Source organism: Chryseobacterium flavum (assembly GCF_003385595.1).
Taxonomy (GTDB): Bacteria; Bacteroidota; Bacteroidia; order Flavobacteriales; family Weeksellaceae; genus Chryseobacterium; species Chryseobacterium flavum.
In genome coordinates, this window is record NZ_QNUE01000016.1 from 1 (window position 1) to 22,744 (window position 22,744).

Consider the following 22,744-nt stretch of genomic DNA (forward strand, 5'->3'; position numbering starts at 1 on the left):
CTTAAACTGTAATCCTTCTGGGTACGTTTAATGTACGTGGATGTTAATGTTTCTGCCATAACGATTCTTTTTTGTGTATCGCTATTTCAGGACGAGACACATTATAAAAATAAAAAACCACTGATGAGTCAGTGGTTTTTTTATCTTGGTATGAATTAAATCGGTTTAAAACTTAATCCTTGTTCCTGCAGTAATAATTGTTCCTGCTCTTTATAGTAACCACCTACTAATTTGTCGTGAATGGCTTCAAACGCAGCCAGTGTTTCATTAATTTCCGCATCTGTATGTGAAGCGGTAGGAATCAGTCTCAGAAGAATCATTCCTTTTGGAATTACAGGATATACGACGACTGACGTAAAAATACCATAATTTTCTCTCAGGTCTTTTACCAGAAGAGTAGCCTCTACAGGAGTTCCCTGCATCATTACCGGAGTTACACAAGTATTGGTGTCACCGATATTAAACCCTCTCTCTCTCAATCCGTTCTGTAATTTATTGGTATTTTCCCAAAGCTTTGCTTTGATTTCAGGTCTTGTTCTTAATAATTCCAGTCTTTTTAAACCTCCGATTACCATTGGCATTGTAAGAGACTTTGCGAAGATTTGTGATCTGAGGTTGAATTTCAGGTATCTGATAATTTCTTTATCTCCTGCAAGGAATGCACCGAAACCGGCCATGGATTTTGCAAAAGTAGAGAAATATACATCGATCTGATCCTGGCATCCCTGTTCTTCTCCGGCTCCGGCACCTGTTTTTCCAAGTGTTCCGAATCCATGGGCATCATCTACTAAAAGTCTGAATTTGAATTTTGATTTAAGCTCGCAGATCTCTTTAAGTTTTCCCTGCTGTCCTCTCATTCCGAAAACTCCTTCAGTAATTACCAGGATACCACCTCCGGTTTCCTCAGCAACTTTAGTTGCTCTCTGAAGATTTTTTTCAAGGCTTGCCATATCGTTGTGTCTGTAGGTAAATCTCTTACCGGAATGAAGTCTTACTCCATCCACGATGCAGGCATGAGAATCCACATCATAAACAATCACATCATTTCTGTTTACCAGGGCATCAATGGTAGACACCATTCCCTGATAACCGAAGTTTAATAAATATGCTGACTCTTTTTGTACGAAATCTGCCAATTCCCTTTCCAGCTGAAGATGCTGATCTGTTTCACCAGACATGGCTCTTGCTCCCATTGGGTAGAACATTCCAAATTCTGCAGCCGCTTTGGCATCCGCTTCTTTTACTTCAGGATGGTTACATAATCCTAAATAATCATTGGCACTCCAGAAAATTACTTCTCTACCTTGAAATTGCATTCTGGGACCGATAGGGCCTTCTAACCTTGGGAAAATAAAATATCCTTCTCCATAATCTGCAAATTGTCCAAGAGGTCCTGGATTTTCTTTTATTCTTTCAAAAATATCCAACATTGTATCGTGATTTTTAAGTAAAAAAGCCTTTTTTGTAGTACACACAAAAGGCTTGACTTGTATTGTGATTTATATATTTTTATTTGATAAATTCTGTCTTGAAAACTTCATCATAATTGTGAACACAATTATTAACAAATCCCTGTTCAGCCATCCATTTATCACTGTATACTTTAGTGATGTACCTTGAACCATGATCAGGATAAATTAAAACAACAAGATCATCTTTAGTGAATTCATGAGATTGTGCATACTGAATTAATCCCTGGGTTACTGCGCCGGTAGTATAGCCTCCCATGATAGCTTCTTTCAAGGCAATTTCACGGGTTCTGTAAGCGGACATTTCATCATTAACCCGTACAAATTCATCCACTTTATCAAAAAGAAGGGCAGAAGGAATCAAATTTTTTCCCATTCCTTCAATCTGGTAAGGGTGAACATCTTCCTTATGAATTTCCCCTGTTTCATGATAGCTTTTCAATATAGAACCATCTGCGTCCACTCCAATGATTTTGATATCAGGGTTCTTCTCTTTCAAAAATTTGGCAGAACCTGATAAAGTTCCTCCTGTTCCTGTGCAGGCAAAAAGATGGGTGATCTTACCATTGGTCTGTTCCCAGATCTCGGGACCGGTCGTCTGATAATGTGCATCAATATTCAGCTCATTAAAATACTGATTGATGTAAATGGAATTAGGAGTCTCCGAAGCAATTCTTTTAGCTACCTCATAATAGGACCTCGGATCATCTGCCGGTACGTTAGCCGGACAAATGTACACCGTAGCACCCAAAGCTTTCAGGTAAGCTATTTTTTCAGGTTTGGTTTTATCGCTTACTGCGAGAATACATTTATATCCTTTAATGATACATACCATTGCAATAGAGAATCCGGTATTTCCGGAAGTAGTCTCTACAACTACAGAATCTTCCTTTAATAAACCTTTTTTTTCTGCGTTTTCTATAATATGAAGAGCAATTCTATCTTTGGTGGAATGTCCAGGATTATATGACTCTAACTTGGCATAAACGGTTGCTGGAATATCTTTTGTGACAGTATTTAGCTTCACCATAGGAGTATTTCCTATCAGGCCAAGGATATTATCGTAAACATTACTCATTACTTGTTATTTTCAATAAAAATCTGACTGCAAAAATACAAAAAAATAAATAATTACTAAACTTTTGTTTGAATTCTAGAAGTCCAATTTGTAAAACTTATTTTCCTGTTTACAGTTTTGACACGACAATAATCGCAAAATCCACGCCAAATTTTTAAATTTTGTTAAAAACAATATAAAATTCTATATAAAGCCTTATTTTCGCATAATTGATTTAATACTATGAAAAATTGGACTTTTAGGCAATGGAACACCGTTTTAGGATGGGTGATTTTCGTCATTACATTTTTTACGTACTTGTCCACAATAGAACCCAATTTCAGTTTCTGGGATTGTGGTGAGTACATTTCTTCTGCAGTAAAACTTGAAGTAACGCACGCTCCGGGAGCTGCTTTATTCCAGATAGTGGGTGCCGTGGCAGCCATTTTTGCATTAGGGAAAGGCGAAAATTACTCCATTGTAATTAATGCGATGTCTGCATTGTTCAGTGCGCTGACTATTTTATTTTTGTTCTGGACAATTACACATTTTGTAAGAAGGCTCCTGAACAAAGATTTTGAAGAGATTACCAGACATCAGGAAATCTCTGTTTTATTTGCAGGAGCTATAGGAGCACTTTGCTTTACCTTCTCAGATACTTTCTGGTTTTCTGCAGTAGAAGGGGAAGTGTATTCCATGGCTTCCATGTTTATCGCGCTGTTGGTCTGGTTGATCACTAAATGGGAAAATGAATATAAAGCTGCAGACAGTGAAAGATGGATTATTCTGATTTTCTTTATACTTGGCCTTTCCGTAGGAGTACATATGATGTGTATGCTGGCTATTCCTGCTGTATGCCTTGTGTATTATGCAAGAAATTATACGTTTACCTGGAAAAACTTTATCTGGGCCAACCTTATCACACTGGGAATTCTGATTATTGTTTTCAAAATTATTTTCCCTCTGATTATGACCCTATTCGGAAGACTGGAAATATTCTTTGTAAACGGACTTGGGCTTCCTTTCCATTCAGGAACAATTGCTGCATTTATTTTAATGGTAGCGATCTGTTATTTTATCATTAAATATGCCAGAAAAGCAAAAAGAAATGTATATCAGACTATTGCGTTATCTGTTGTATTCATGATGATTGGATTTTCCTGCTGGATGGTAATCCCGATCAGGGCAAATGCCAATCCTCCTATGAACCTTAATGATCCTGATACGGCAATCGGAATGCTGGATTATTATAACAGGGAACAATATGGAGACTGGCCTACGATCTACGGACAAAATTATACTGCTTTCCTTGATGCAAACGGAATTGAAAAAAACGAGGATGGAAGTTTTAAAACACAAAAAACCGGTGAAATCTATGAGAAAGATGAAAAGACCGGAACGTACAGGAAAACCGGAGACCGTTTTAATTATGTATTCAATAAGTCTCAGGTGAGCTTAATGCCAAGAATGTTTAATGAAGATAAAGATGTAATGTCCAACTATATTTCTATGTATGGCGCTCCGGATTTTACATTTAACTATGCTAATGAAGACGTGGCAGATAACCCGCAGGCTAAGCAGATCTTTGATGAACTCAGAACCAAATACGAAGATAAATCAATTACCGCTTCAGATTATCTGAAAGTAAAACCATATAATCTGATCAATGTTCAAAAACCTTCGTTCCTTCAGAATATGGATTATTTCATCTCTTTCCAGAACGGATATTATTTTGTAAGATATCTGATGTGGAATTTTGTAGGAAGACAGAATGACCTGGAAGGGAATATGGAAAGTACCAAAGGAAACTGGATATCAGGTATTTCTTTTATTGATAATGCATTGGTAGGCAATCAGGATAAAATGCCTGCCAAGTTCAAAAATGAAAGTACGGTAACATTTTTCTTCCTTCCTTTAATTTTAGGATTGATCGGATTCTTTTTCCAGCTGAACAGGGATTTCGGAAGATTCTATGCATTACTTTCTTTATTTATTTTAACCAGCGTAGGGATTATCTTCTATACAGGGGTAAAACCTTTTGAGCCGAGAGAAAGAGATTATGCCATGGTAGGCTCATTCTATGCTTTTGCCATCTGGATCGGACTGGGAGCCGGTGCTATTTTATGGTTCTTACAATCCAAAATTAAATCCAATGGTGCAAATATTGCTTTAGGAGTAGTTTTGCTGGGCATTCCTTTTATGATGGGATTCCAGAATTATAATGTACATGACAGAAGTAACCGGTATACAGCCTATGATTATGCATATTCTGTATTAAAATCACTGCCCAAAAATGATATATTATTTGTGTATGGAGATAATGATACCTATCCGGTTTGGGCAATTCAGGAGACAGAAAGATTCAGAGATGATGTAAAAGTGGTGAACTTTACTCTTGCTTCTACACCATGGAACCTGGACCAGATTAAAAGAAGGACCTACAATGCAATGGGAATTCCAAGCCAGCTGACTCATGAAGATTACAGAGACGGGGTAAACGATCAGATTTATATGATGAAAAAAGAAGACTGGGAGGGTGTATTTTCTATGTTGAAAGAACAGGGAGCACCGGAAACAGAATTCCAGTCATTCAGAAAATATCTTACCCAGGATTCTTTAACATTGAAAGAAGCTATTGATTTCATTAAATTCAAGTCACCTGAAAAAGATGAATTACTGAAAATGTATTTCGGAGAAGAGAAATATGAAAAATACAACATTCTTCCGGTGAACAAATTTATTCTTCCGGTTAATAAAGAAAATGCATTAAAAGCAGGAATTATCAACCCGTCTGATCTTCCGAATGTAGTGAACCAGATTATGATTACTTATAAAGGGAATACGCTTTATAAAAACAACCTGATCTTATTGGATCTGTTGGCAAACTTTGACTGGAAACGTCCGATTAATTTTTCTTCAGGAGGTATTTATGACAGTGAAAACATTTTCTACCTGAATGAGTATCTGCAGTTTGATGGTTTCAGCTACAGGCTGATCCCGATCCACACTCCACAGACTCCTGACGGTGATATGGGAAGAGTAGACGCCAATTCATTGTATAATGTGGTAAAGAACTTCAGATGGGGGAACTTTAAGGACTTAAATGTTCACTTTGATGAGACGGCAACTTCCAACATTATCAGTTATAGAATGTCAGCAAGCAGAGCCGCAGCTGCCCTTGCATTAAGTGGGCAGAAAGCGAAAGCTCTGGAAATCCTTGATCTTGCGGCCAAAGAAATTCCCGCTGAAAAATACAATGATCCGCGTTCATTGAGTTCAATTGTTTCCGGATATATTATTGCCGGCCAGGAACAGAAAGGGCTTCAGCTGGCAGAAGTACTTAAGAAAGGAATTTTTGAAGAGTATGATTACTACCTGAGCCTGTCAAAAGCAGATCAGAGTTATCTGAGAAGACAAATGAGAACAAAACCGATGGAATATTCCCTTGTCGTTTCTGCAGTTACTGATGCCTATACAAGAATCGGGCAGAAAGAAAAGGCATATGCTTATCTGGTACAATCCATTGAGCCTATTGATAAAAAGTTCAATGTTTTTATTAAAGAGCTTCAACAGATGGGTAAAGAGAAAGCAATGAAAGAATCTGAGAATGTACAACAGATCACTCCATTCTATCAGTATCTTTTTGATGTGATGGAACCTTTTGATTCCACGTATTCAAAAGAGAAAGAAGATCAGATTACTACAGCCATAATTAAGGTAACACAATAAAATACTTTTAAAACGGAACTTCGGTTCCGTTTTTTTATTATTGGGAATCCTGAATATTAAGATTATATTTGTGAAACTAAAAATACATAATGTCTGAAACAAAGAATAGCAGATTCCCGATTTACGCTGCAATTTTTACAGTAGTTTTTAAACTTCTTTTTTTATTAACCCATTATATCCAGGAGGATGCTTTTATCACCTGGCGGGTAGCTCAGAATTTACTGGATTACGGAGTAATCGGATTTAACGGAGATACAAAGATTTCAGCGTCAACTACACACCTGTATGTTTTTGTGTCCTATATTTTCAACTTGGTTTTTGGAAAAGAGTATTTTATTGAACCTCTGCTGATCTTTAATTCCATATTATTTACTACAGGAACGTTATTGCTTTCCCATTTACTCCTTAAAAACCCATGGCATAAAGCTATTTTTATATTTTTAATAGGTATTTTGCCTCCGGCTATTAAGATTTCAATTCTTGGAATGGAGTACGGGATTTTATTTTTCCTGGAGATGGTATTATTATATTATGGGTTCTACAAAGGCAAAAAAACGGTCCTTGTTTTACTTCCGGTTCTGATCATGTTTACCAGGATTGATACGGTTATATTTCTGGGTATTGTATTCCTGGTTGACCTATTCTGGAACAGAAAAATAAGATGGAACTATATTTTCGGGGGAATATTGGGCGTCTTATTTACGCTTTCTTTTAACTGGTTCTATTTCGGAGAGCTTGTCAATAATACAATTACAGCAAAAAAACTACTTTACGAACAGGATTTTACATTCAGTCAGCATCTCAGTTATTTCTTTGCCAGTTTTGGTAATTTCTGGGGAATGCTGAAAGTTCCGGGTAATTTTAATCCGATAACCATTATTGTATTGCTTTTTGAATTGGTTTGTTTCGTTTATCTGATCAGACAGAAACAAAACAGAAATTATTTCCTGTGGATGATCTTTATTTTCGGATGGGTAAAACAGATCATTTTTATTTCCCAGAAAAGTTTGTTTGATTGGTATTACTGGGTTCCGCAGCTGTTGCTTTTTGTACCTGTGCTTATATTTATACTGGAACAGAAAGAGAAGCGAAATGTATGGCTTTCACTGTTGATCATATTTTATATTCTTCCGATGCTGGCATTTCAAACGGTTCATTCTATAGCCACCGGAAACGGAGAATGGAATTACCGGAGAACCATTGGTATATTCCTGAATCAATATGAGAAGGATAAAAATCAATGGATCTTATTGGAACCGGCGGGTTATGTCCCTTACTTTTCAGGTTTAAAAACAATTGATGAAGTTGGATTGGTAGATAAACAGATTCAGGAAGAAATCAAAAAAGATAAAACCAACTACTGGATCAATACTGTAAAGACAAGGAAACCCAAATACCTGCTTTCTTATAAAAACCTATATGATGGGAATAATTCAGAATACTATCAAACACATTATAAACTCCTGAAAGAATTCAGAGTAAAAGACCACCTGAAAAGTGATTATAAAATTCTGGAGAAGATCTATAAACTTAAACCGTCAGGAACAGATTATAATTTGTATATCAGACTGGATTAATGAAGTGTGAGAATACTCTGTTATTTATAAACCAATATCTTAAAATGAAATACTGTGCTTTTCTACGCGGCGTAAATGTCAAAGGAACCAATATGAAAATGGCAGAAGTGTGCCAGGTATTTAAAAATGCGGGAATGGAGGAGGTGAGTTCTGTTCTGGCTTCTGGAAATATTGTTTTTTCATCTGATAAAAAAGCTGAAGAATTAAAAATGATACTTGAAAAAGCAATGTCAGAACACTTTTCGTACGAAGCATTTTTATTTGTAAAGTCCCGGGAAGAAACCGCATCATTCTGGAATAACGTTCCTTTTGAAAAAAGTGATGATTTCCATATTTATGCTTTTGTAGGGGGTCCCGGAGTAGAAACCATATTGATGGAAGAATTTGGGAAAGCATCTCAGGTTGAAAATGAAAAAGCAGAAATTGTAAATGGACTGTTTTACTGGCAGGTTCCGAAAGGCAATACATTGGATTCCACTTTTGGAAAGGTTCTGGGTAAAAAAAGTCTTAAGGATCAATTTACCAGCCGCAATATCAATACTTTTGAGAAAGTGCTAAAAAAGATGAATTAAAAAAAATAAAAGGGTTTATCTATATTAATACAGACAATATGAAACCTTTTACCAAAGAACTTAATTGCAGGAAATTGTTTTTTATAATAATCATCCCGGCCTTCTCTCTAATGACAATGGAAAATAATTTCCAAGTCTGAAACTTTATAAGTATTTTTACTGAACTTTTTAATTATAATAAAATGATTCAGTATTTAGATAATATTCATCACAAAGATTCAAAAAACTTTTTCCTTATCGCCGGACCTTGTATTATTGAGGGGGAAGATATGGCTCTTAGAATTGCGGAAAAAGTAATTAACATTACAGATAAATACAATATTCCATACATTTTCAAAGGAAGTTTTAAAAAGGCAAACAGAAGCCGTGTAGATTCTTTCACAACAATTGGAGAAGAAAAATCTCTTGAGATCCTTAAAAAAGTCGGGGAAACCTTTAATATTCCTACAACAACAGATATTCACGAGAATGAGCATGCCGCTTTAGCAGCTCAATATGTAGATGTTTTGCAGATTCCAGCATTTTTGGTACGTCAGACAGATCTGCTCGTAGCCGCTGCAAAAACCGGTAAATGTGTTACTCTGAAAAAAGGCCAGTTCCTTTCTCCGGAAGCTATGAAATTTGCAGTTCAGAAAATTACGGATTCGGAAAATCAGAAAGTGGCTATCATTGAAAGAGGGAACTCTTTCGGGTATACAGATCTGATTGTAGATTACAGAGGAATTCCTACCATGAGAGAATATGCTCCGGTAATTTTAGATGTTACCCATTCATTACAGCAGCCTAACCAGAGTTCTGGTGTAACGGGAGGCAGACCGGATCTTATTGAAACGATTGCTAAGGCTGGAATTGCCGTAGGTGCAGATGGTATTTTTATCGAAACACATCCTACTCCGGAAACAGCGTTATCTGATGGTGCGAATATGCTAAGACTGGATTTATTAGAAGATTTATTACAAAAATTAACAAGAATCAGAGAATCAATTTTGTAATTGTTAAAAAAACATTAATTTTAGAAATTCTTAAAACATTTCTTTTGAAAAAACTAGTTTTACCGCTAAGCCTTATGGTTCCCGTATTGTTTTTTTCCCAATCCAGAAAAAAGGATACGGCAACAACTAAAGTAACCGATATTGAGGAAGTTGTATTCCAGAAAAAAGCAACAGGAAGAACAAATGATGTTACGAATGTTAAGATTTCAGCAAAAGAGGCTAAAGCTGTAGCTTCCATAAGTGGAGGAATTGAAGGTCTGATTAAAACGCTTCCTTCTGTAAACTCCAATACGGAACTGTCTTCCCAATATATGGTACGTGGTGGAAACTATGATGAAAACCTTATTTATATTAATGATATTGAGATTTACAGGCCTTTTCTGATCAGAAATTCCCAGCAGGAAGGGATGAGTATCATTAATCCGGATATGGTTTCTGCAGTCAACTTTTCAGCAGGAGGATTTGAAGCCAAATATGGTGATAAAATGTCTTCTGCATTGAATATTTATTACCGTGAGCCGGAAAAATTTGAGGTTTCAGGTGAAGCAAGCTTAATTGGCGGGAGGCTTACAACAGGGCTCGCTTCAAAAAATAAAAAATTTACAGCTTTATTTTCAGGAAGATACAGAAATACCAATCTTGTTTTAAATACCTTGAATGAAGATACAGACTTTAATCCGACATACTGGGATTTTCAGTCTTACCTGAATTATCATATCAGTGATAAATTTTCCATGTCCTTCATCGGATATTACTCAAAGAATGACTATGAAATGTTTCCTAAGCAAAAAGATGTAACTTTTGGTACACTTCAGCAGCCTATTAATGTTTTCATAGGGTACCTGGGTAAGGAAAATGACCAGTATAAGAATATGATGGGAACATTTTCCATGAATTATAAACCATCCGATAAATGGAGACTGACATTAGACAGTTTTGCATATCAGAACAGGGAAAAGGAATATTATACCATCCATTCCAATTATAAGTTACAGACATTTGATGCAATAACCGGTGATCCGGTAACCAGTTTTGATGTAGGGGGACAAATAGACCACGCCAGAAATGATCTTTTTGTGAAAACTTATGGAACACAGTTCAGAGCCCGTTTTTCTCCGAATGTAAATACTGATATTGAAGTAGGATTTAAATTTGAAAAAGAAAACCTTAAAGATCTTACCAACGAATGGAAACTTGTAGATTCAACAGGATACAGTCTTCCAAGACCGATTGTAGATCCTAGAACAGGGGGAACAGGAGATCTTAAGCTGGCGTATTACATTGCCGGGGCCAATAATATTGAACCTACCAGATTGTCTGCGTATGCACAATATTCACAAAAATTCTATTGGGGAGCCAGTAAGGTATTTGTTAATGCAGGAGCCAGAGTGGCAAACTGGAGCTTCAATAAAGAAACTATTTTCTCACCAAGGGTTCAGTTCGCTATAAAGCCTGACTGGGAAACAGATATGTTGTTTAAACTTTCCGGGGGAATCTATTATCAGGCTCCATTCTATAAAGAGATCAAAGATCTTGAAGGTAACTTTAATTCCAATATAAAATCTCAGCGTTCTATACAACTGATCCTCGCCAATGATTATGAATTCCATATGTATGACAGGCCGTTTAAATTAACTACAGAGTTGTATTACAAAAAAATGGACAACCTGATCCCATATTATATGGACAATGTTAGAATCAGATATTCAGGTCAAAACAATGCTACAGGATATGCATATGGTATTGATACCAGGCTTTTCGGAGAATTTGTTCCGGGAGTGGATTCCTGGCTATCCGCAAGTTACGCCAGGGTTTACGAAAATATAGATGGAAGAGGCAATATTCCGAGACCTACAGATCAGCGTTTCAGATTTGCAATGTTCTATCAGGATTATATGCCGAGTTTCCCGTCAATGCGTGTAAATCTTACCCTGATCTATGCAATGGGACTTCCGAACGGAGCACCTGTTTTTACAGATCCGTACCAGTACCAGACTACATTGCCGGCTTACAAGAGGGTAGATATAGGACTTTCAAAAGTATTTATTGATCCAAAAGATAAAAAGAAAAGATATGGGTTCTGGGGTAACTTTCAGGAACTGACTTTAGGAGTTCAGGTGTTTAATGCCTTTAATATTAATAATACGGTGGCTAACCAGTGGATTACAGATTATAATACAAATTATATGTATCCGGTACCTGTACGTCTTACAGGGCGTTTCTTTAATGTAAAACTGGAATTCAAGTTATAAAATATTTTTATGGATTGGTGTAAGCCATTTCTATATAGGAATAAAAAAGCTTTTGACAAATATTCAGAAGCTTTTTTTATTTTCCGGAATTTTATAACAACAATACAGAATTTTATAACAAAGGTTTTCAGGATATTTTTAACTTTGCGGTATCAATGAAAAAGATTCTTGCCATATTATTCTCTATATTCTATTTCGGATTTTCTTCCGGAGCAGCATTTAGCGTTCATTATTGTATGCAGGAATTTGTTTCCGTAAGTCAGAAAACAGATGATATCTGTGGAAAATGCGGAGTTAAAGAGAAAAAAGGATGTTGCAAAACGGAGATCAAAGTTGTTAAAGTTGATGACGCTCAAACATCAGATCTGCTGAAAATTAATTTTTTAAGCCTGTTTTCCGAATTACCGGCGAAACATCAGTTCTTCTTTGCAGATAAATCTTTCTCTGCTTCAAAATTTACTCAGATTCAGATTAATGCACCACCGGAACGAAGTCCGGTACCTATTTATATTCATCATTGTAATTTTAGAATTTAGAATCCGTCAGTCGTTTTCGATTATTTTCAATATCGGTTATAGCGACATGTCCTGACACATTTTAACGATGTGTTACTTATTATTCTTTATTAAAATTAATTTCTAAAATTTAAAACAATGAAAAAGTATATCATTACAGCAGCTTTAACGCTATTATCAATTATCTCACTTTCAGCACAATCCAAAAAAGACGCGCAGGTTTCAAAGCTGTACCAAAATTATCTTGCTATCAAAACAGCATTGGCTTCGGATGATGCAGATAAAACCTCAAAAGCTGCAACAGAATTTATCAAAACCGCTTCAACGGTTGATTACAAATTGATTTCTGAAGGGAATCTCAATATTCTGAGAAAAGATGCTTCTGCTATTTCTGAGGCCAGAACTGTGGCTGCACAGAGAGAAACTTTTTATAACCTTTCAGATAATATGATTGCTCTTACAAAAGAGTTTAAGCTTTCTGAAAAACCCGTATATGTACAATATTGCCCAATGGCTGACGGAAGCTGGTTAAGTGACGAAAAACAGATCGTTAATCCTTATTATGGGAAGGCTATGCTTTCATGTGGAAGCGTAAAGTCTGAAATTAAATAAATATTGTATTAACCTTTAAAACAATCAACTGCATAGCTTAAATTCTAATTAACTTTAAGTTGTGCAGTTGGTAAAAGTTCGGAATATTATGAAAAGACTAATCATGTTTCTGTTACTTTTGTTTTCTGTTTTCACTTTTGCACAAACAACAAAGACGTATTATACCTGTCCGATGCACCCTGAGGTAGTATCTTCAAAACCGGGAGACTGCCCAAAATGTAAAATGACTTTGGTTAAAAAGACGGCTGTCATACAGCCTAAAGTGGCGGCAAAGCCTGTATTAAGAGCAGAAACAAAACCTAAACCGGCCAAACCGGCAGAAATCAGAATAAATAAAATTAAACCAGAAAAAAAAACTGAAGCTAAAAAGGTAAAGAAGACTGAGAAAGTAAAAGCTGTAAAGTCTGATTCTGAAAGCAAGCGGATATTTCAGGCCCAGCCCAAATCACAGGCTCAAAAACTCTACACTTGCCCGATGCACCCGGAAGTGGTTTCTGATAAACCTGGGAAGTGTCCTAAATGCGGAATGGAATTGGTTGAAAAAGAAGACCATAAACATACCGCTGTTGAAAATCAGCCAGGCCAAAGAACTGTATTAAAAAGGAATTCTGAAAATGGAAAAGTAACTTTTGGAGGAAAAACCGTTCGTTATGACCTGTATGTAAAAGATACGATTGTCAATTTTACGGGAAAAAACCGTCGTGCAATAGCTATTAATGGAAAGCTTCAGGCTCCAACCTTATATTTTACGGAAGGAGATACTGCAGAAATTTACCTGCATAATATGCTTAAGGAAAATACAGGACTTCACTGGCATGGGGTGATCCTTCCCAATGAACATGATGGAGTTCCATACCTTACTACAAAACCCGTACACCCTGGAGAAACCCATTTGTATAAGTTTAGAGTATCTCAGAATGGTACCTATTGGTATCATTCTCATGAAGCACTTCAGGAGCAGATCGGAATGAACGGTATTCTTGTATTTAAAAAAAGGGAAGGAGAGCCTAAAACCGAATACAATGCCGAGATTCCTGTATTATTAGGAGATTGGAGTGATGAAGATCCGATGCAGATTGCAAGAAGGCTTCATATGGCAAATACGGATTGGTATGCCATAAAGAAAAATGCAGTTCAAAGTTACTGGGAGGCTATTAAATCCGGAAATTTTGGGACGAAAGCACTGAATGAATGGAAAAGGATGGAGGCGATGGATGTCAGTGATGTGTATTATGATAAATTTCTGATCAATGGAGTTCCCAGTTCAGATTATTCAAATCTTAAAGCCGGTGATAAAGTCAGGTTGAGAGTTGCAAACGGAGGTTCATCTACTTATTTCTGGCTGAATTATGGAGGAGGAAAAATAAAAGTAGTTGGGAATGATGGAAATGATGTGGTTCCGGTAGAAGTGGATCGTCTGATTGTCGGGGTTTCTGAAACCTATGATATCGAGGTAACCGTTCCGGAAAGCAAAAGCTTTGAATTCCGGGCTACTTCAGAAGACAGGATAGGACATGCTTCACTTTGGCTGGGATCCGGTGAAAAGGTAGAAGCTCCTAACTTACCAAGGCTGATGCTTTTTGAAGGAATGAAGATGATGAACGGTATGATGGAGATGAGTGGAAACATGAAGCCGATGAATATGACGATGGGAAATCAGATGATGGATATGAATGAAGTAATGTATCCGGAAATATCAGAAAGTCAACGGAAAATGACAATGAAGCATATGAATGAGATGATGGGGATAAAAACAAAAGAAAAAGACAAGCAGGAAGATCATTCCCGGCATGCAGGAATGGATATGAAAGAGGAGAAAACAATCAAGAGGTTGTCTTATAATATTTTAAAGTCTCCTGAGAAAACAATTCTGCCTGCAGACAGTATTCGTGAAATGAAGTTTACGCTGGAAGGGAATATGAATCATTATTTGTGGACGCTGGATAATAAAACCGTAACAGAGACCGATAAGATTCTGGTAAAGAAGGGAGAAGTTCTTAGGATTAAGCTGTATAATAATTCTATGATGCGTCACCCAATGCACCTTCACGGTCATGATTTCAGACTGATTAACTCTAAAGGAGAATATTCACCATTGAAAAATGTGGTTGATATTATGCCAATGGAGACAACAACTATCGAATTTGCAGCCAATCAGGATGGTGACTGGTTTTTCCATTGTCATATTCTTTATCACATGATGGCCGGAATGGGAAGGATCTTCAGTTATGAAAATTCAAAACCAAATCCACAACTTCCAAACCGGAAGCTTGCCTGGAAAAACTTCCTGAAAGATAATAGAATGATCAGTTCAATGGCCATGCTGGATGTAGCAAGCAATAAGATGCATGCCGAAACGATGACCATGTTCGGGCCGAGATGGGCTAACCTTAATGAGTTTCACTCCAACTGGGATTTCAATCACTTTGAAGGAAATGTGAAAGTAGGCCGTTTTTTAGGCAAGTTCCAATGGGCACTTCCATATGCCGGATTCAGGTTTCAGAAAAATCATGAAATCATGGAAAGGCAGATGGCTGAAGATATGGGAATGGACTTTCACGGTAAAAAGACCTGGTTTGGCCAGCAAAAGGCAGCAAAAAACAGATATGCTTTCATCATTGGTATGCAGTATGTTTTACCAATGCTGATCACAGCGGATGCAAGTATTGATCAGAACGGAAAGGTTTTACTGGAGCTGAGCAGGGAAGATATCCCGCTTTCGAGGAGGCTGAGAGGGAATTTCAGTGTCAATTCTGACGGAGAATTTTCCACAGGAATAAGGTATATCCTGCAGAAATGGTTATCACTATCCGGAAATTATGATAATGAAATGGGCTGGGGTGCCGGAATTACTTTAATATATTAATACAAAGGAACTCAATTTGAGTTCCTTTTTTATATTACAAATATGTATTTTTACATTAATAAATAGTAAGCAGATCAAGGTTAATATTTTTCAGATCAGAGCTTTCTTACAATAAAAAACGGTGAATGAAAATAATTCTTTAAAAGAGCTTGCAGCTGTTTTTCTGATGCTGGGGATTACCGGATTTGGGGGGCCCGCAGCACATATTTCCATGATGCAGAAAGAAATTGTAAATAAGCGCAAATGGATGACCGAAGAACATTTTCTGGATCTGATGGGAGCAACTAACCTCATTCCCGGGCCTAACAGTACTGAAATGGCCATTCATATAGGGAAGGACAAAGCGGGATGGAAAGGATTGTTGGTTGCGGGTTTATGTTTTATCTTACCTGCAGTTATTATTACTCTGTTTTTTGCCTGGCTCTATAAGAAATATGGACAGCTTCCGGAAGTTTATCCGCTTGTATATGGTATTAAGCCTGCCATAATATCCGTTATTTTAACAGCCATCCTTCCTCTTGCTAAAAAATCATTAAAAAGCCTGGAGCTTGGAATCATTGGAAGTGTTGTATTAATATTGTCCCTGGCAGGAATAAATGAAATTTTTCTTTTATTTGGTTCCGGAATTCTGATGATGGGGTTATTATGGTTTTCCCGTAGAAAAACTGTTAATTCATTGATCCCGGCTTCTTTTCTTTCAGTTCCTGACTTTAATTTTTTTTCATCTGTCAATATCAACTTGTTTCTTATATTTCTGAAAATTGGGGCCATTTTATATGGAAGCGGGTATGTATTGTTTGCCTTTTTGGATGCGGAACTGGTGGAAAACGGGTTGTTGTCCAGAAGACAACTGATAGATGCAATTGCTGTAGGACAGTTTACACCCGGTCCGGTATTTTCATCAGTTGCTTTTATCGGCTATCAGATTAATGGGTGGACAGGGGCAATTCTTTCTTCAATTGGCGTTTTTATTCCGTCGTTTATATTTGTAGCTCTGCTAAATCCTATTGTAAAGATGATCAGGAACTCTGCTTATTTTTCAGTATTCCTGGATGCTGTGAACGTAGCTTCTGTAGCAATTATCATTTCTGTGTGTTATGCAATGGCAAGAGAAAGTATTGCAGATTGGCGTACAGTTTTTATTGCCATATTATGTTTGATAATTGCTCTCAGATTTAAAAAAATAAACAGTGCCTGGCTTGTATTGCTGGGTGGTATTTTAGGGTATTTACTTTATTAAAGCTGAATGCGGATTTAGATACTTGCTACATTTCCAGTTCTATAATTTTATGGGCAATTTTCTGATTGATAGCCTCAGGGATCATCTCCATCAGTATATTTCGAAGTTCATTGCCACGTTCCCATTGGGATACTTTTCCGATGGTACGGCTTGTATTGACAATATAATCTACTTTTTTTCTTCTGATTTTTTGAAATTTTTCAAAAACAGTATTAAAATCATGGTTTTTCTCCAGTAATTTACCAAGAATATAAGCATCTTCAACAGCCTGACAGGCTCCCTGTCCCATGTTTGGCGTTGTAGCATGAGCTGCGTCTCCGATAAGACAAAGATGATCTGTATGCCATTTTGGAATGGGGGTAAGGTCAGTAACTGCATGACATACAATGTTTTCTTTCGGAGTAGATTCAATGAGGTTCAGAATAAAAGGCTCATAATCATGAAAAATATCGGTCAGAGTCAGATTGCTGCCAAAGCTTTTTTCATTGATACATGCATACCAATATACGGTATGTCCTGAAATTTTAACAAACCCAAAACGTTTCCCTTTACCCCATATTTCAATAGCTTCCTGATCATATTTTTCGGGCAGGTCAAACTTTACAAGGCCGCGCCAGCATTTCTGCCCTGTATTTCTGATAATTCCTGTATTGAATATCTGGTTTCTCACCTGTGATTTTATACCATCAGCCCCGAAAACAATCTTACTTTCTTTTTGAATTCCATTTTCAAAACTCAGCAGATAATCATGTTTCTTCTCTATTTTTCGTAATGAATGATTAAGCTCAATATGCTCATATCCTATATTTTGTGCAAGTATTTTCTGAAGCTCAGCTCTGTGTATTGCTACATTACAGCAATTATATTTTTTTTCCAGTTCCAGGATCTCGGTTTTTGAAATAGGCTGTAGTGATTCATTGGCAATAGTAATCCTGTGGATCTTATTTCCTGCGTTCTCAATTTTCTCTTTTAAGCCCAGATGATCAAATACCTGCATGGCATTAACGGCCATCATAATTCCTGCTCCAACCGGTTTTATTTCAGTTGCAGAATCATACAGGGTAAAATCATATTGGTGTTGTTTCAGGATATTTCCGAGAGTAAGGCCACCAATTCCGGCGCCAATTATTGAAATCATATTCATCATCACTGCTTAATCTGTAGTTATTATTGCCGACTTAATCAAATGCAGAGAGTATCTCTATTCTCTTGCGTTGACCCATATTACAATTATTATGTGTTTAACCTAAATTAATGATTTTGTTTGTAATGGTAAAATATAATTTTCAGAAACTTTTTTAAAGCCATATTTGCTGAAAAAATGATGCGCCCCGTGATTATGTATACCGCTTTCGAGCATAATGAAACTGATATCCCATTTTCGGGCTTCCAGTACAGCCTGCTCTAATAATCTGCTTCCAAGCGATTGTCCACGTACAGCCTGATTCAGAAGCATGTCCTCTAAAATTGCGTACTTTTTAAAAGGACTGTTGATCACGTTGAAAACCATCATTCCTACAATTTCTCCGTTTCCGCTTTCTGCAATCAGAATATTGAGTCCGGAACTTCCGTCAGAGTTAAAATCGGTAATCAACTGTTCGGTCAGAATTGTTTCCAGATCAGGACTCCAATGATGAGAATCTGATGCTCTCCCGGAAATAATTTCACCATGAGAAATGTAGGAATCTGTCTTATGGGTAATAAAAAAGTCTACCAGTTCTTTGACGCGGGTTTTATCAGTAAGCCATTTTGTTGTATATTCCATGGAATGTGATGGTGTTTATTTTAATTTTTTCAGCTCTTCCAGCAGTTGGTTCTGTTTATTAATGAATTGATTGAGACTGTCTGTTTTCAGAGGATGGGCCTTTTGATACTTTTCAATTTCAGGGAGGGTTTTTCTGATCTTGAAAGCAGCATATAAGCTATAGATACTTTGCTTGTTACGATTAATTGTATGCTTAAGTTCTTTTATTTTTTGAATTTTCAGATAATAGTTATCTGAACTTTCTTTGATGAGGGCAATCATTTCCTTTCTTAAAACCGAATCGTTAATAGATTTTGCCTGATTTTTTGCAATTAAATAATAATCTTCCGAATTAAAAATAATGCTGTTATATATACTTTGCATTTTGTGAGCATCTTCTTGCATTAAAGAGATTTTCTCATCTATTTTCTTGAGTTCCTGATCATTTTTGATTTTTTCATAATAAATGCCATTAAATATATCCTGTGTTTTACTTAGTCGTTTTATAGGAATACTTGACACTGTATTTTCAGCAGCCTTTTCTACAATATTATGGTCTTGGGACTTATTTTCTGTACAAGAAATTATGGAAAAAGTCAAAGCAGATATAAAAAATATTTTTTTCATGATAATAATAATAGGTGATAAGGATTTAGTTCCATTACATTAAATAGTTCAGGTGCCCTGTACAAAGTATTTTGCTTAATTAGTTGAATTTTTCTTTGATATTGTTACAAAAAAAACGGAGCCTGTTTCAGACTCCGTTATAAAATTCTTGCGCTAAAAATTATTTACCCAGATAAGATTTTAAGATCTTGCTTCTGGTATTGTGTTTTAGTCTCTTAATTGCTTTTTCTTTGATCTGGCGAACCCTCTCTCTGGTAAGATCGAAAGTTTCACCAATTTCTTCTAAAGTCATTGGGTGTTTTCCGTTCAGTCCGAAGTATAATCTTACAAGATCAGCTTCTCTCGGGGTCAGGGTATTCAATGCTCTTTCAATTTCAATCTGAAGAGATTCAAGCATCAGGTCTTTATCCGGGCTTGGTGATTCTCCTGAACGTAATACATCATAAAGATTAGAATCTTCTCCTTCTACTAAAGGAGCATCCATAGACAGGTGTCTTCCGGAGTTTTTCATAGATTCTTTGATATCCTCTTCGCTCATATCAAGAACTTCAGCCAATTCTTCCGGAGAAGGTGGTCTTTCATTTTCCTGTTCAAGGTGAGCGTATGCTTTATTAATTTTATTGATGGAGCCAATTTTGTTCAATGGAAGCCTTACAATTCTTGATTGTTCAGCCAGCGCCTGTAAAATTGACTGACGGATCCACCATACTGCATAAGAGATAAATTTGAAACCTCTAGTTTCATCATACCTTTTTGCTGCTTTCATCAATCCTAAATTACCTTCATTAATCAGATCGGGTAAAGAAAGACCTTGGTTTTGGTATTGTTTTGATACGGAAACTACGAAACGAAGGTTGGCTTTGATTAATTTCTCAAGTGCAGCTCTGTCGCCCGCACGTATTCTTTGTGCCAGTTCTACTTCTTCGTCCGCAGTGATCAGTTCCACTTTACCAATTTCCTGCAAATACTTGTCTAATGAAGCAGTTTCCCTATTGGTAACCTGCTTAGTGATTTTTAATTGTCTCATTTATTTTTATCCTCAAAAAAGAGTTACTATATAGTATACGTACGAAAAGGTAAAAAGGTTACACAGGATGTAATTTTTTTATACAATGCAAAATATAAAATGTAAAAAATACAGTATAAAAATGTACGTAAGCAGGTTTAAGGTAAGATTTAGGTATAAATGGAGTAATAAACTAAAGATCTGATATTTAAATTTATAAATAAAAAAACGAAACCTGAGTTTCGTTTTTCCGCTGATTATATTTTTGTCGGCCGGCAGTTGTCCGCCGGGATTAATCTGTTACCATTAAAACAGTTCATTCAATACTTTTGCGAGTCTTAAACCTCCATATAAAAGCTGTCTTTCAAGTGTTTCATTGAATTTGTACTGGTAATCGTAAGATAATTTTGAACCGTCAGGGGTCTGGGCATAGATTTTATTGGCAATTTTGTGAGAATCATACAACCAGTCTTCCAGGGAGCCTGCCTGAATTTGTTTTACCTCTTCCTTAGATCTGATATCAAGAAGCCTTGCGTATTCTGTATAGCTGTATTTCTGGGAATCAACCAGCTTTCCGTCCCAAACTGAGTGAAGATTGGTTTTGTCTCCGAAATAAGTAACATTGATCTTGTTTCCTCCCAGATCTTCAGCTCTCCCCACATGCAGGGGCTGTGCCAGGTCTCCCATAATATGGATCAGGAAGATCAGGGCAATTTTTCTGTCTTTTTCAGATGTTTTTTCATCTTTGATCTGGCTTGACAATGTATTTACCTGAGTATAAAGACTTGGCCCTGCCTGAGCTTTTAAATCCTGTTCAAAAGCTTTAAATTCAACCTGAGGGTCAATATTTACATAATGCCAGGATGAAGCCTGCTTCCAGACACCGGTAGTATCGGATTTGATAAAGTCCGGCCAGTTTGCCCAGTATGCCAGACGCTCTTTACCCATTATCTTTTTGATGCCTCTTCTTGCTTTTCCGGACAAGTGGTTTTCTGCAATCTCCGCGATAACCCTGTGTCCTGTCAATCCCCATGCATATGAGTAAATTGAAGAGGAAATAAATGCTAAAATCAAAATTTTAGAATAAATACTTTTCATTATAAATAACAATTTTCAATCTGCAAAGATACGGCCGCTTTCTGAAAGGACCTTATGTTATGAGAAATTTCTTCTATAATATATTATTAATAAAATTTAATCTGAATAAAACAGGTGTTATCTTAAATTTGCAACGTTTTTATTTTTGTGGAAAAATGTACAGGTAATAAATAAAAAAAAGAATAATATTTAATATTGGAATACAATTGGAAATCATAATACAAAAAGTTTTAATATTTTGATTTTGAGTTTTTAATTATAAAATGTTATGTTATGAATATTAATTCTTTTTACCGTATTTTCACGGAATTTGATTGAAACTATTCCTTTTAGTGTCAATAAATTAGTACTTTTAGAATAAAATTATTAAAAAAATATTTTATCAAAGTTACGAGAAATATTATCTTTACAAGTCATAATCACAGGAAACACTATGCATGAGAATAATATTGTAGACATGGATTACAATAAACTGCAGACAGATTTTAAGGCTGAGGCTGTAGCGGTTAATCTTTTGAAATATCACAGGGCGGTAAGTAATATATTTATTGAACGGATCGGAGTGAATGACAGGGCCTATCTGAAAGATATAAAAAGTATTTCGAGCAGTTATTTGGGATTTGATGAGGAAGTATTCACTATAGAAAGCTACAGGGAAGGAATTTATGATTATCTTCCTGAAGGGCTTTTTCATCCGCCGTCTCTCGGGGCTTCAAGAAAGAATGTAGATTCTGTTGTACGGGAAATCCGTAAACAGAAGAGAGTGGAAGAGGATGCACGGAAATTTTTCCGTCCTTTTGAGCTGGAAGTATTCTTTACCGAAATCAGCGCTCTCCTGAAAGAATCGGAGTTTGATATTACAAGTAATACTGATTCATTACTGGAGACCGTGAGTGAACTCTGGCCGCTGGTGAATATGCTTGACAGACAGAATGCCTACATCTTTATGCATATTTTACCTTTTTTTCATCAGATCAGAGGCGATAAAAGATGGTTTGAGAGATGTATTACCGCTTTTCTGCAGGTACCGGTAGAAGTTACTTTCTCACCCAATGTCATTGATGAGATCGAAAAAGACAATGATTCTATGCTACTGGGAAACTCGAGGTTGGGGGTAACCTATATTCCGAGTGGAAGACATATGGATGGCCAGCGGAACTGGGTAATTAACATCGGGCCGATTCCATACGAAGAGATGAAAAAGTATATCCCGGGAAGTCCGTTCAGAAAAGTACTTCAGGCCTTATACGATTATTTCCTTCCTGTTACCGTAGATGTAGAAGAAAATTTCATAACGGAAAAACAGGAGTATTCATTCAGCCTTGAGGATGATCACAGAAATGCCAGCCGTCTCGGATATTCTACATTCCTCTAAATTATTTTATTAT

17 protein-coding genes are annotated in these 22,744 nt (G+C 36.4%); 10 read left to right on the forward strand and 7 right to left on the reverse strand.

The features are described from left to right. Positions 1 to 155: 155 nt before the first annotated feature. Positions 156 to 1,427 carry an aminotransferase class I/II-fold pyridoxal phosphate-dependent enzyme gene (locus DRF59_RS16730; RefSeq protein WP_185144931.1) on the reverse strand — a complete coding sequence of 424 codons (1,272 nt, stop codon included), beginning with the start codon at positions 1,425 to 1,427 and terminating at the stop codon, positions 156 to 158. Between the two features lie 82 nt (positions 1,428 to 1,509). Then, on the reverse strand, positions 1,510 to 2,547 hold the full coding sequence (locus tag DRF59_RS16735) for a PLP-dependent cysteine synthase family protein (RefSeq protein ID WP_115962828.1): 1,038 nt from the start codon (positions 2,545 to 2,547) through the stop codon (positions 1,510 to 1,512). 222 nt (positions 2,548 to 2,769) lie between these two features. On the opposite strand from DRF59_RS16735, the gene DRF59_RS16740 reads away from it, so the two are divergent. The 9 genes from DRF59_RS16740 (at position 2,770) to chrA (ending at position 16,881) form a co-directional block, all read left to right on the forward strand. Beyond that, positions 2,770 to 6,255 (forward strand): glycosyltransferase family 117 protein, encoded by a 3,486-nt coding sequence (locus DRF59_RS16740; protein ID WP_115962831.1) that lies wholly within the window; start codon positions 2,770 to 2,772, stop codon positions 6,253 to 6,255. Positions 6,256 to 6,344: 89 nt separating this feature from the next. Further along, positions 6,345 to 7,832 (forward strand): hypothetical protein, encoded by a 1,488-nt coding sequence (locus DRF59_RS16745; protein WP_115962834.1) that lies wholly within the window; start codon positions 6,345 to 6,347, stop codon positions 7,830 to 7,832. Positions 7,833 to 7,876: 44 nt separating this feature from the next. After that, entirely contained in the window at positions 7,877 to 8,404 is a 528-nt protein-coding gene (locus DRF59_RS16750; protein ID WP_115962969.1) for a DUF1697 domain-containing protein, read from the forward strand. Positions 8,405 to 8,586: 182 nt separating this feature from the next. After that, the gene (gene kdsA, locus DRF59_RS16755; RefSeq protein WP_115962837.1) at positions 8,587 to 9,396 is read left to right on the forward strand and encodes a 3-deoxy-8-phosphooctulonate synthase; all 810 of its coding nucleotides are present in this window, start codon (positions 8,587 to 8,589) and stop codon (positions 9,394 to 9,396) included. Positions 9,397 to 9,440: 44 nt separating this feature from the next. Next, positions 9,441 to 11,648: a TonB-dependent receptor plug domain-containing protein gene (locus tag DRF59_RS16760; protein ID WP_115962840.1), complete on the forward strand. Its 2,208-nt coding sequence runs from the start codon at positions 9,441 to 9,443 to the stop codon at positions 11,646 to 11,648. 155 nt (positions 11,649 to 11,803) lie between these two features. Continuing rightward, the gene (locus DRF59_RS16765; protein WP_241505614.1) at positions 11,804 to 12,184 is read left to right on the forward strand and encodes an HYC_CC_PP family protein; all 381 of its coding nucleotides are present in this window, start codon (positions 11,804 to 11,806) and stop codon (positions 12,182 to 12,184) included. A gap of 117 nt (positions 12,185 to 12,301) precedes the next feature. Further along, entirely contained in the window at positions 12,302 to 12,775 is a 474-nt protein-coding gene (locus DRF59_RS16770; protein ID WP_115962843.1) for a DUF3347 domain-containing protein, read from the forward strand. A 103-nt stretch (positions 12,776 to 12,878) separates the two neighbouring features. Then, positions 12,879 to 15,641, forward strand: coding sequence for a multicopper oxidase domain-containing protein (locus DRF59_RS16775; protein ID WP_115962975.1), 2,763 nt, complete (start codon positions 12,879 to 12,881; stop codon positions 15,639 to 15,641). A gap of 121 nt (positions 15,642 to 15,762) precedes the next feature. Then, on the forward strand, positions 15,763 to 16,881 hold the full coding sequence (gene chrA / locus DRF59_RS16780; RefSeq protein WP_115962846.1) for a chromate efflux transporter: 1,119 nt from the start codon (positions 15,763 to 15,765) through the stop codon (positions 16,879 to 16,881). A 25-nt stretch (positions 16,882 to 16,906) separates the two neighbouring features. Here the strand turns inward: chrA and DRF59_RS16785 are convergent, their stop codons facing one another. The 5 genes from DRF59_RS16785 to DRF59_RS16805 all read right to left on the reverse strand — a co-directional run bounded on the left by DRF59_RS16785 (position 16,907) and on the right by DRF59_RS16805 (position 21,356). Further along, positions 16,907 to 18,019 (reverse strand): FAD-dependent monooxygenase, encoded by a 1,113-nt coding sequence (locus tag DRF59_RS16785; protein WP_241505616.1) that lies wholly within the window; start codon positions 18,017 to 18,019, stop codon positions 16,907 to 16,909. Positions 18,020 to 18,127: 108 nt separating this feature from the next. After that, the gene (locus DRF59_RS16790) at positions 18,128 to 18,646 is read right to left on the reverse strand and encodes a GNAT family N-acetyltransferase (protein WP_115962849.1); all 519 of its coding nucleotides are present in this window, start codon (positions 18,644 to 18,646) and stop codon (positions 18,128 to 18,130) included. A 15-nt stretch (positions 18,647 to 18,661) separates the two neighbouring features. Then, positions 18,662 to 19,252 (reverse strand): hypothetical protein, encoded by a 591-nt coding sequence (locus DRF59_RS16795; protein WP_115962852.1) that lies wholly within the window; start codon positions 19,250 to 19,252, stop codon positions 18,662 to 18,664. A gap of 160 nt (positions 19,253 to 19,412) precedes the next feature. Next, positions 19,413 to 20,279, reverse strand: coding sequence for a sigma-70 family RNA polymerase sigma factor (locus DRF59_RS16800; RefSeq protein WP_002979276.1), 867 nt, complete (start codon positions 20,277 to 20,279; stop codon positions 19,413 to 19,415). Positions 20,280 to 20,564: 285 nt separating this feature from the next. Beyond that, complete coding sequence (locus DRF59_RS16805; RefSeq protein WP_115962855.1) at positions 20,565 to 21,356, reverse strand: S1/P1 nuclease; 792 nt, start codon at positions 21,354 to 21,356, stop codon at positions 20,565 to 20,567. A gap of 457 nt (positions 21,357 to 21,813) precedes the next feature. Here DRF59_RS16805 and DRF59_RS16810 point away from each other — a divergent pair, with 457 nt between their 5' ends. Further along, a complete protein-coding gene (locus tag DRF59_RS16810; RefSeq protein WP_241505617.1) occupies positions 21,814 to 22,731 on the forward strand; it encodes a type VI secretion system baseplate subunit TssG in 918 nt (305 codons plus the stop codon). The last annotated feature ends 13 nt before the right edge of the window (positions 22,732 to 22,744 follow it).

Coding starts and splice junctions, on each gene's coding strand:
- DRF59_RS16735 (WP_115962828.1), bottom strand. CDS start 2,547: ATGAGTAATGTTTACGATAATATCCTTGGCCTGATAGGAAATACTCCT.
- DRF59_RS16740 (WP_115962831.1), top strand. CDS start 2,770: ATGAAAAATTGGACTTTTAGGCAATGGAACACCGTTTTAGGATGGGTG.
- DRF59_RS16745 (WP_115962834.1), top strand. CDS start 6,345: ATGTCTGAAACAAAGAATAGCAGATTCCCGATTTACGCTGCAATTTTT.
- DRF59_RS16750 (WP_115962969.1), top strand. CDS start 7,877: ATGAAATACTGTGCTTTTCTACGCGGCGTAAATGTCAAAGGAACCAAT.
- kdsA (WP_115962837.1), top strand. CDS start 8,587: ATGATTCAGTATTTAGATAATATTCATCACAAAGATTCAAAAAACTTT.
- DRF59_RS16765 (WP_241505614.1), top strand. CDS start 11,804: ATGAAAAAGATTCTTGCCATATTATTCTCTATATTCTATTTCGGATTT.
- DRF59_RS16770 (WP_115962843.1), top strand. CDS start 12,302: ATGAAAAAGTATATCATTACAGCAGCTTTAACGCTATTATCAATTATC.
- DRF59_RS16775 (WP_115962975.1), top strand. CDS start 12,879: ATGTTTCTGTTACTTTTGTTTTCTGTTTTCACTTTTGCACAAACAACA.
- DRF59_RS16785 (WP_241505616.1), bottom strand. CDS start 18,019: ATGATTTCAATAATTGGCGCCGGAATTGGTGGCCTTACTCTCGGAAAT.
- DRF59_RS16790 (WP_115962849.1), bottom strand. CDS start 18,646: ATGGAATATACAACAAAATGGCTTACTGATAAAACCCGCGTCAAAGAA.
- DRF59_RS16795 (WP_115962852.1), bottom strand. CDS start 19,252: ATGAAAAAAATATTTTTTATATCTGCTTTGACTTTTTCCATAATTTCT.
- DRF59_RS16800 (WP_002979276.1), bottom strand. CDS start 20,279: ATGAGACAATTAAAAATCACTAAGCAGGTTACCAATAGGGAAACTGCT.
- DRF59_RS16805 (WP_115962855.1), bottom strand. CDS start 21,356: ATGAAAAGTATTTATTCTAAAATTTTGATTTTAGCATTTATTTCCTCT.
- DRF59_RS16810 (WP_241505617.1), top strand. CDS start 21,814: ATGGATTACAATAAACTGCAGACAGATTTTAAGGCTGAGGCTGTAGCG.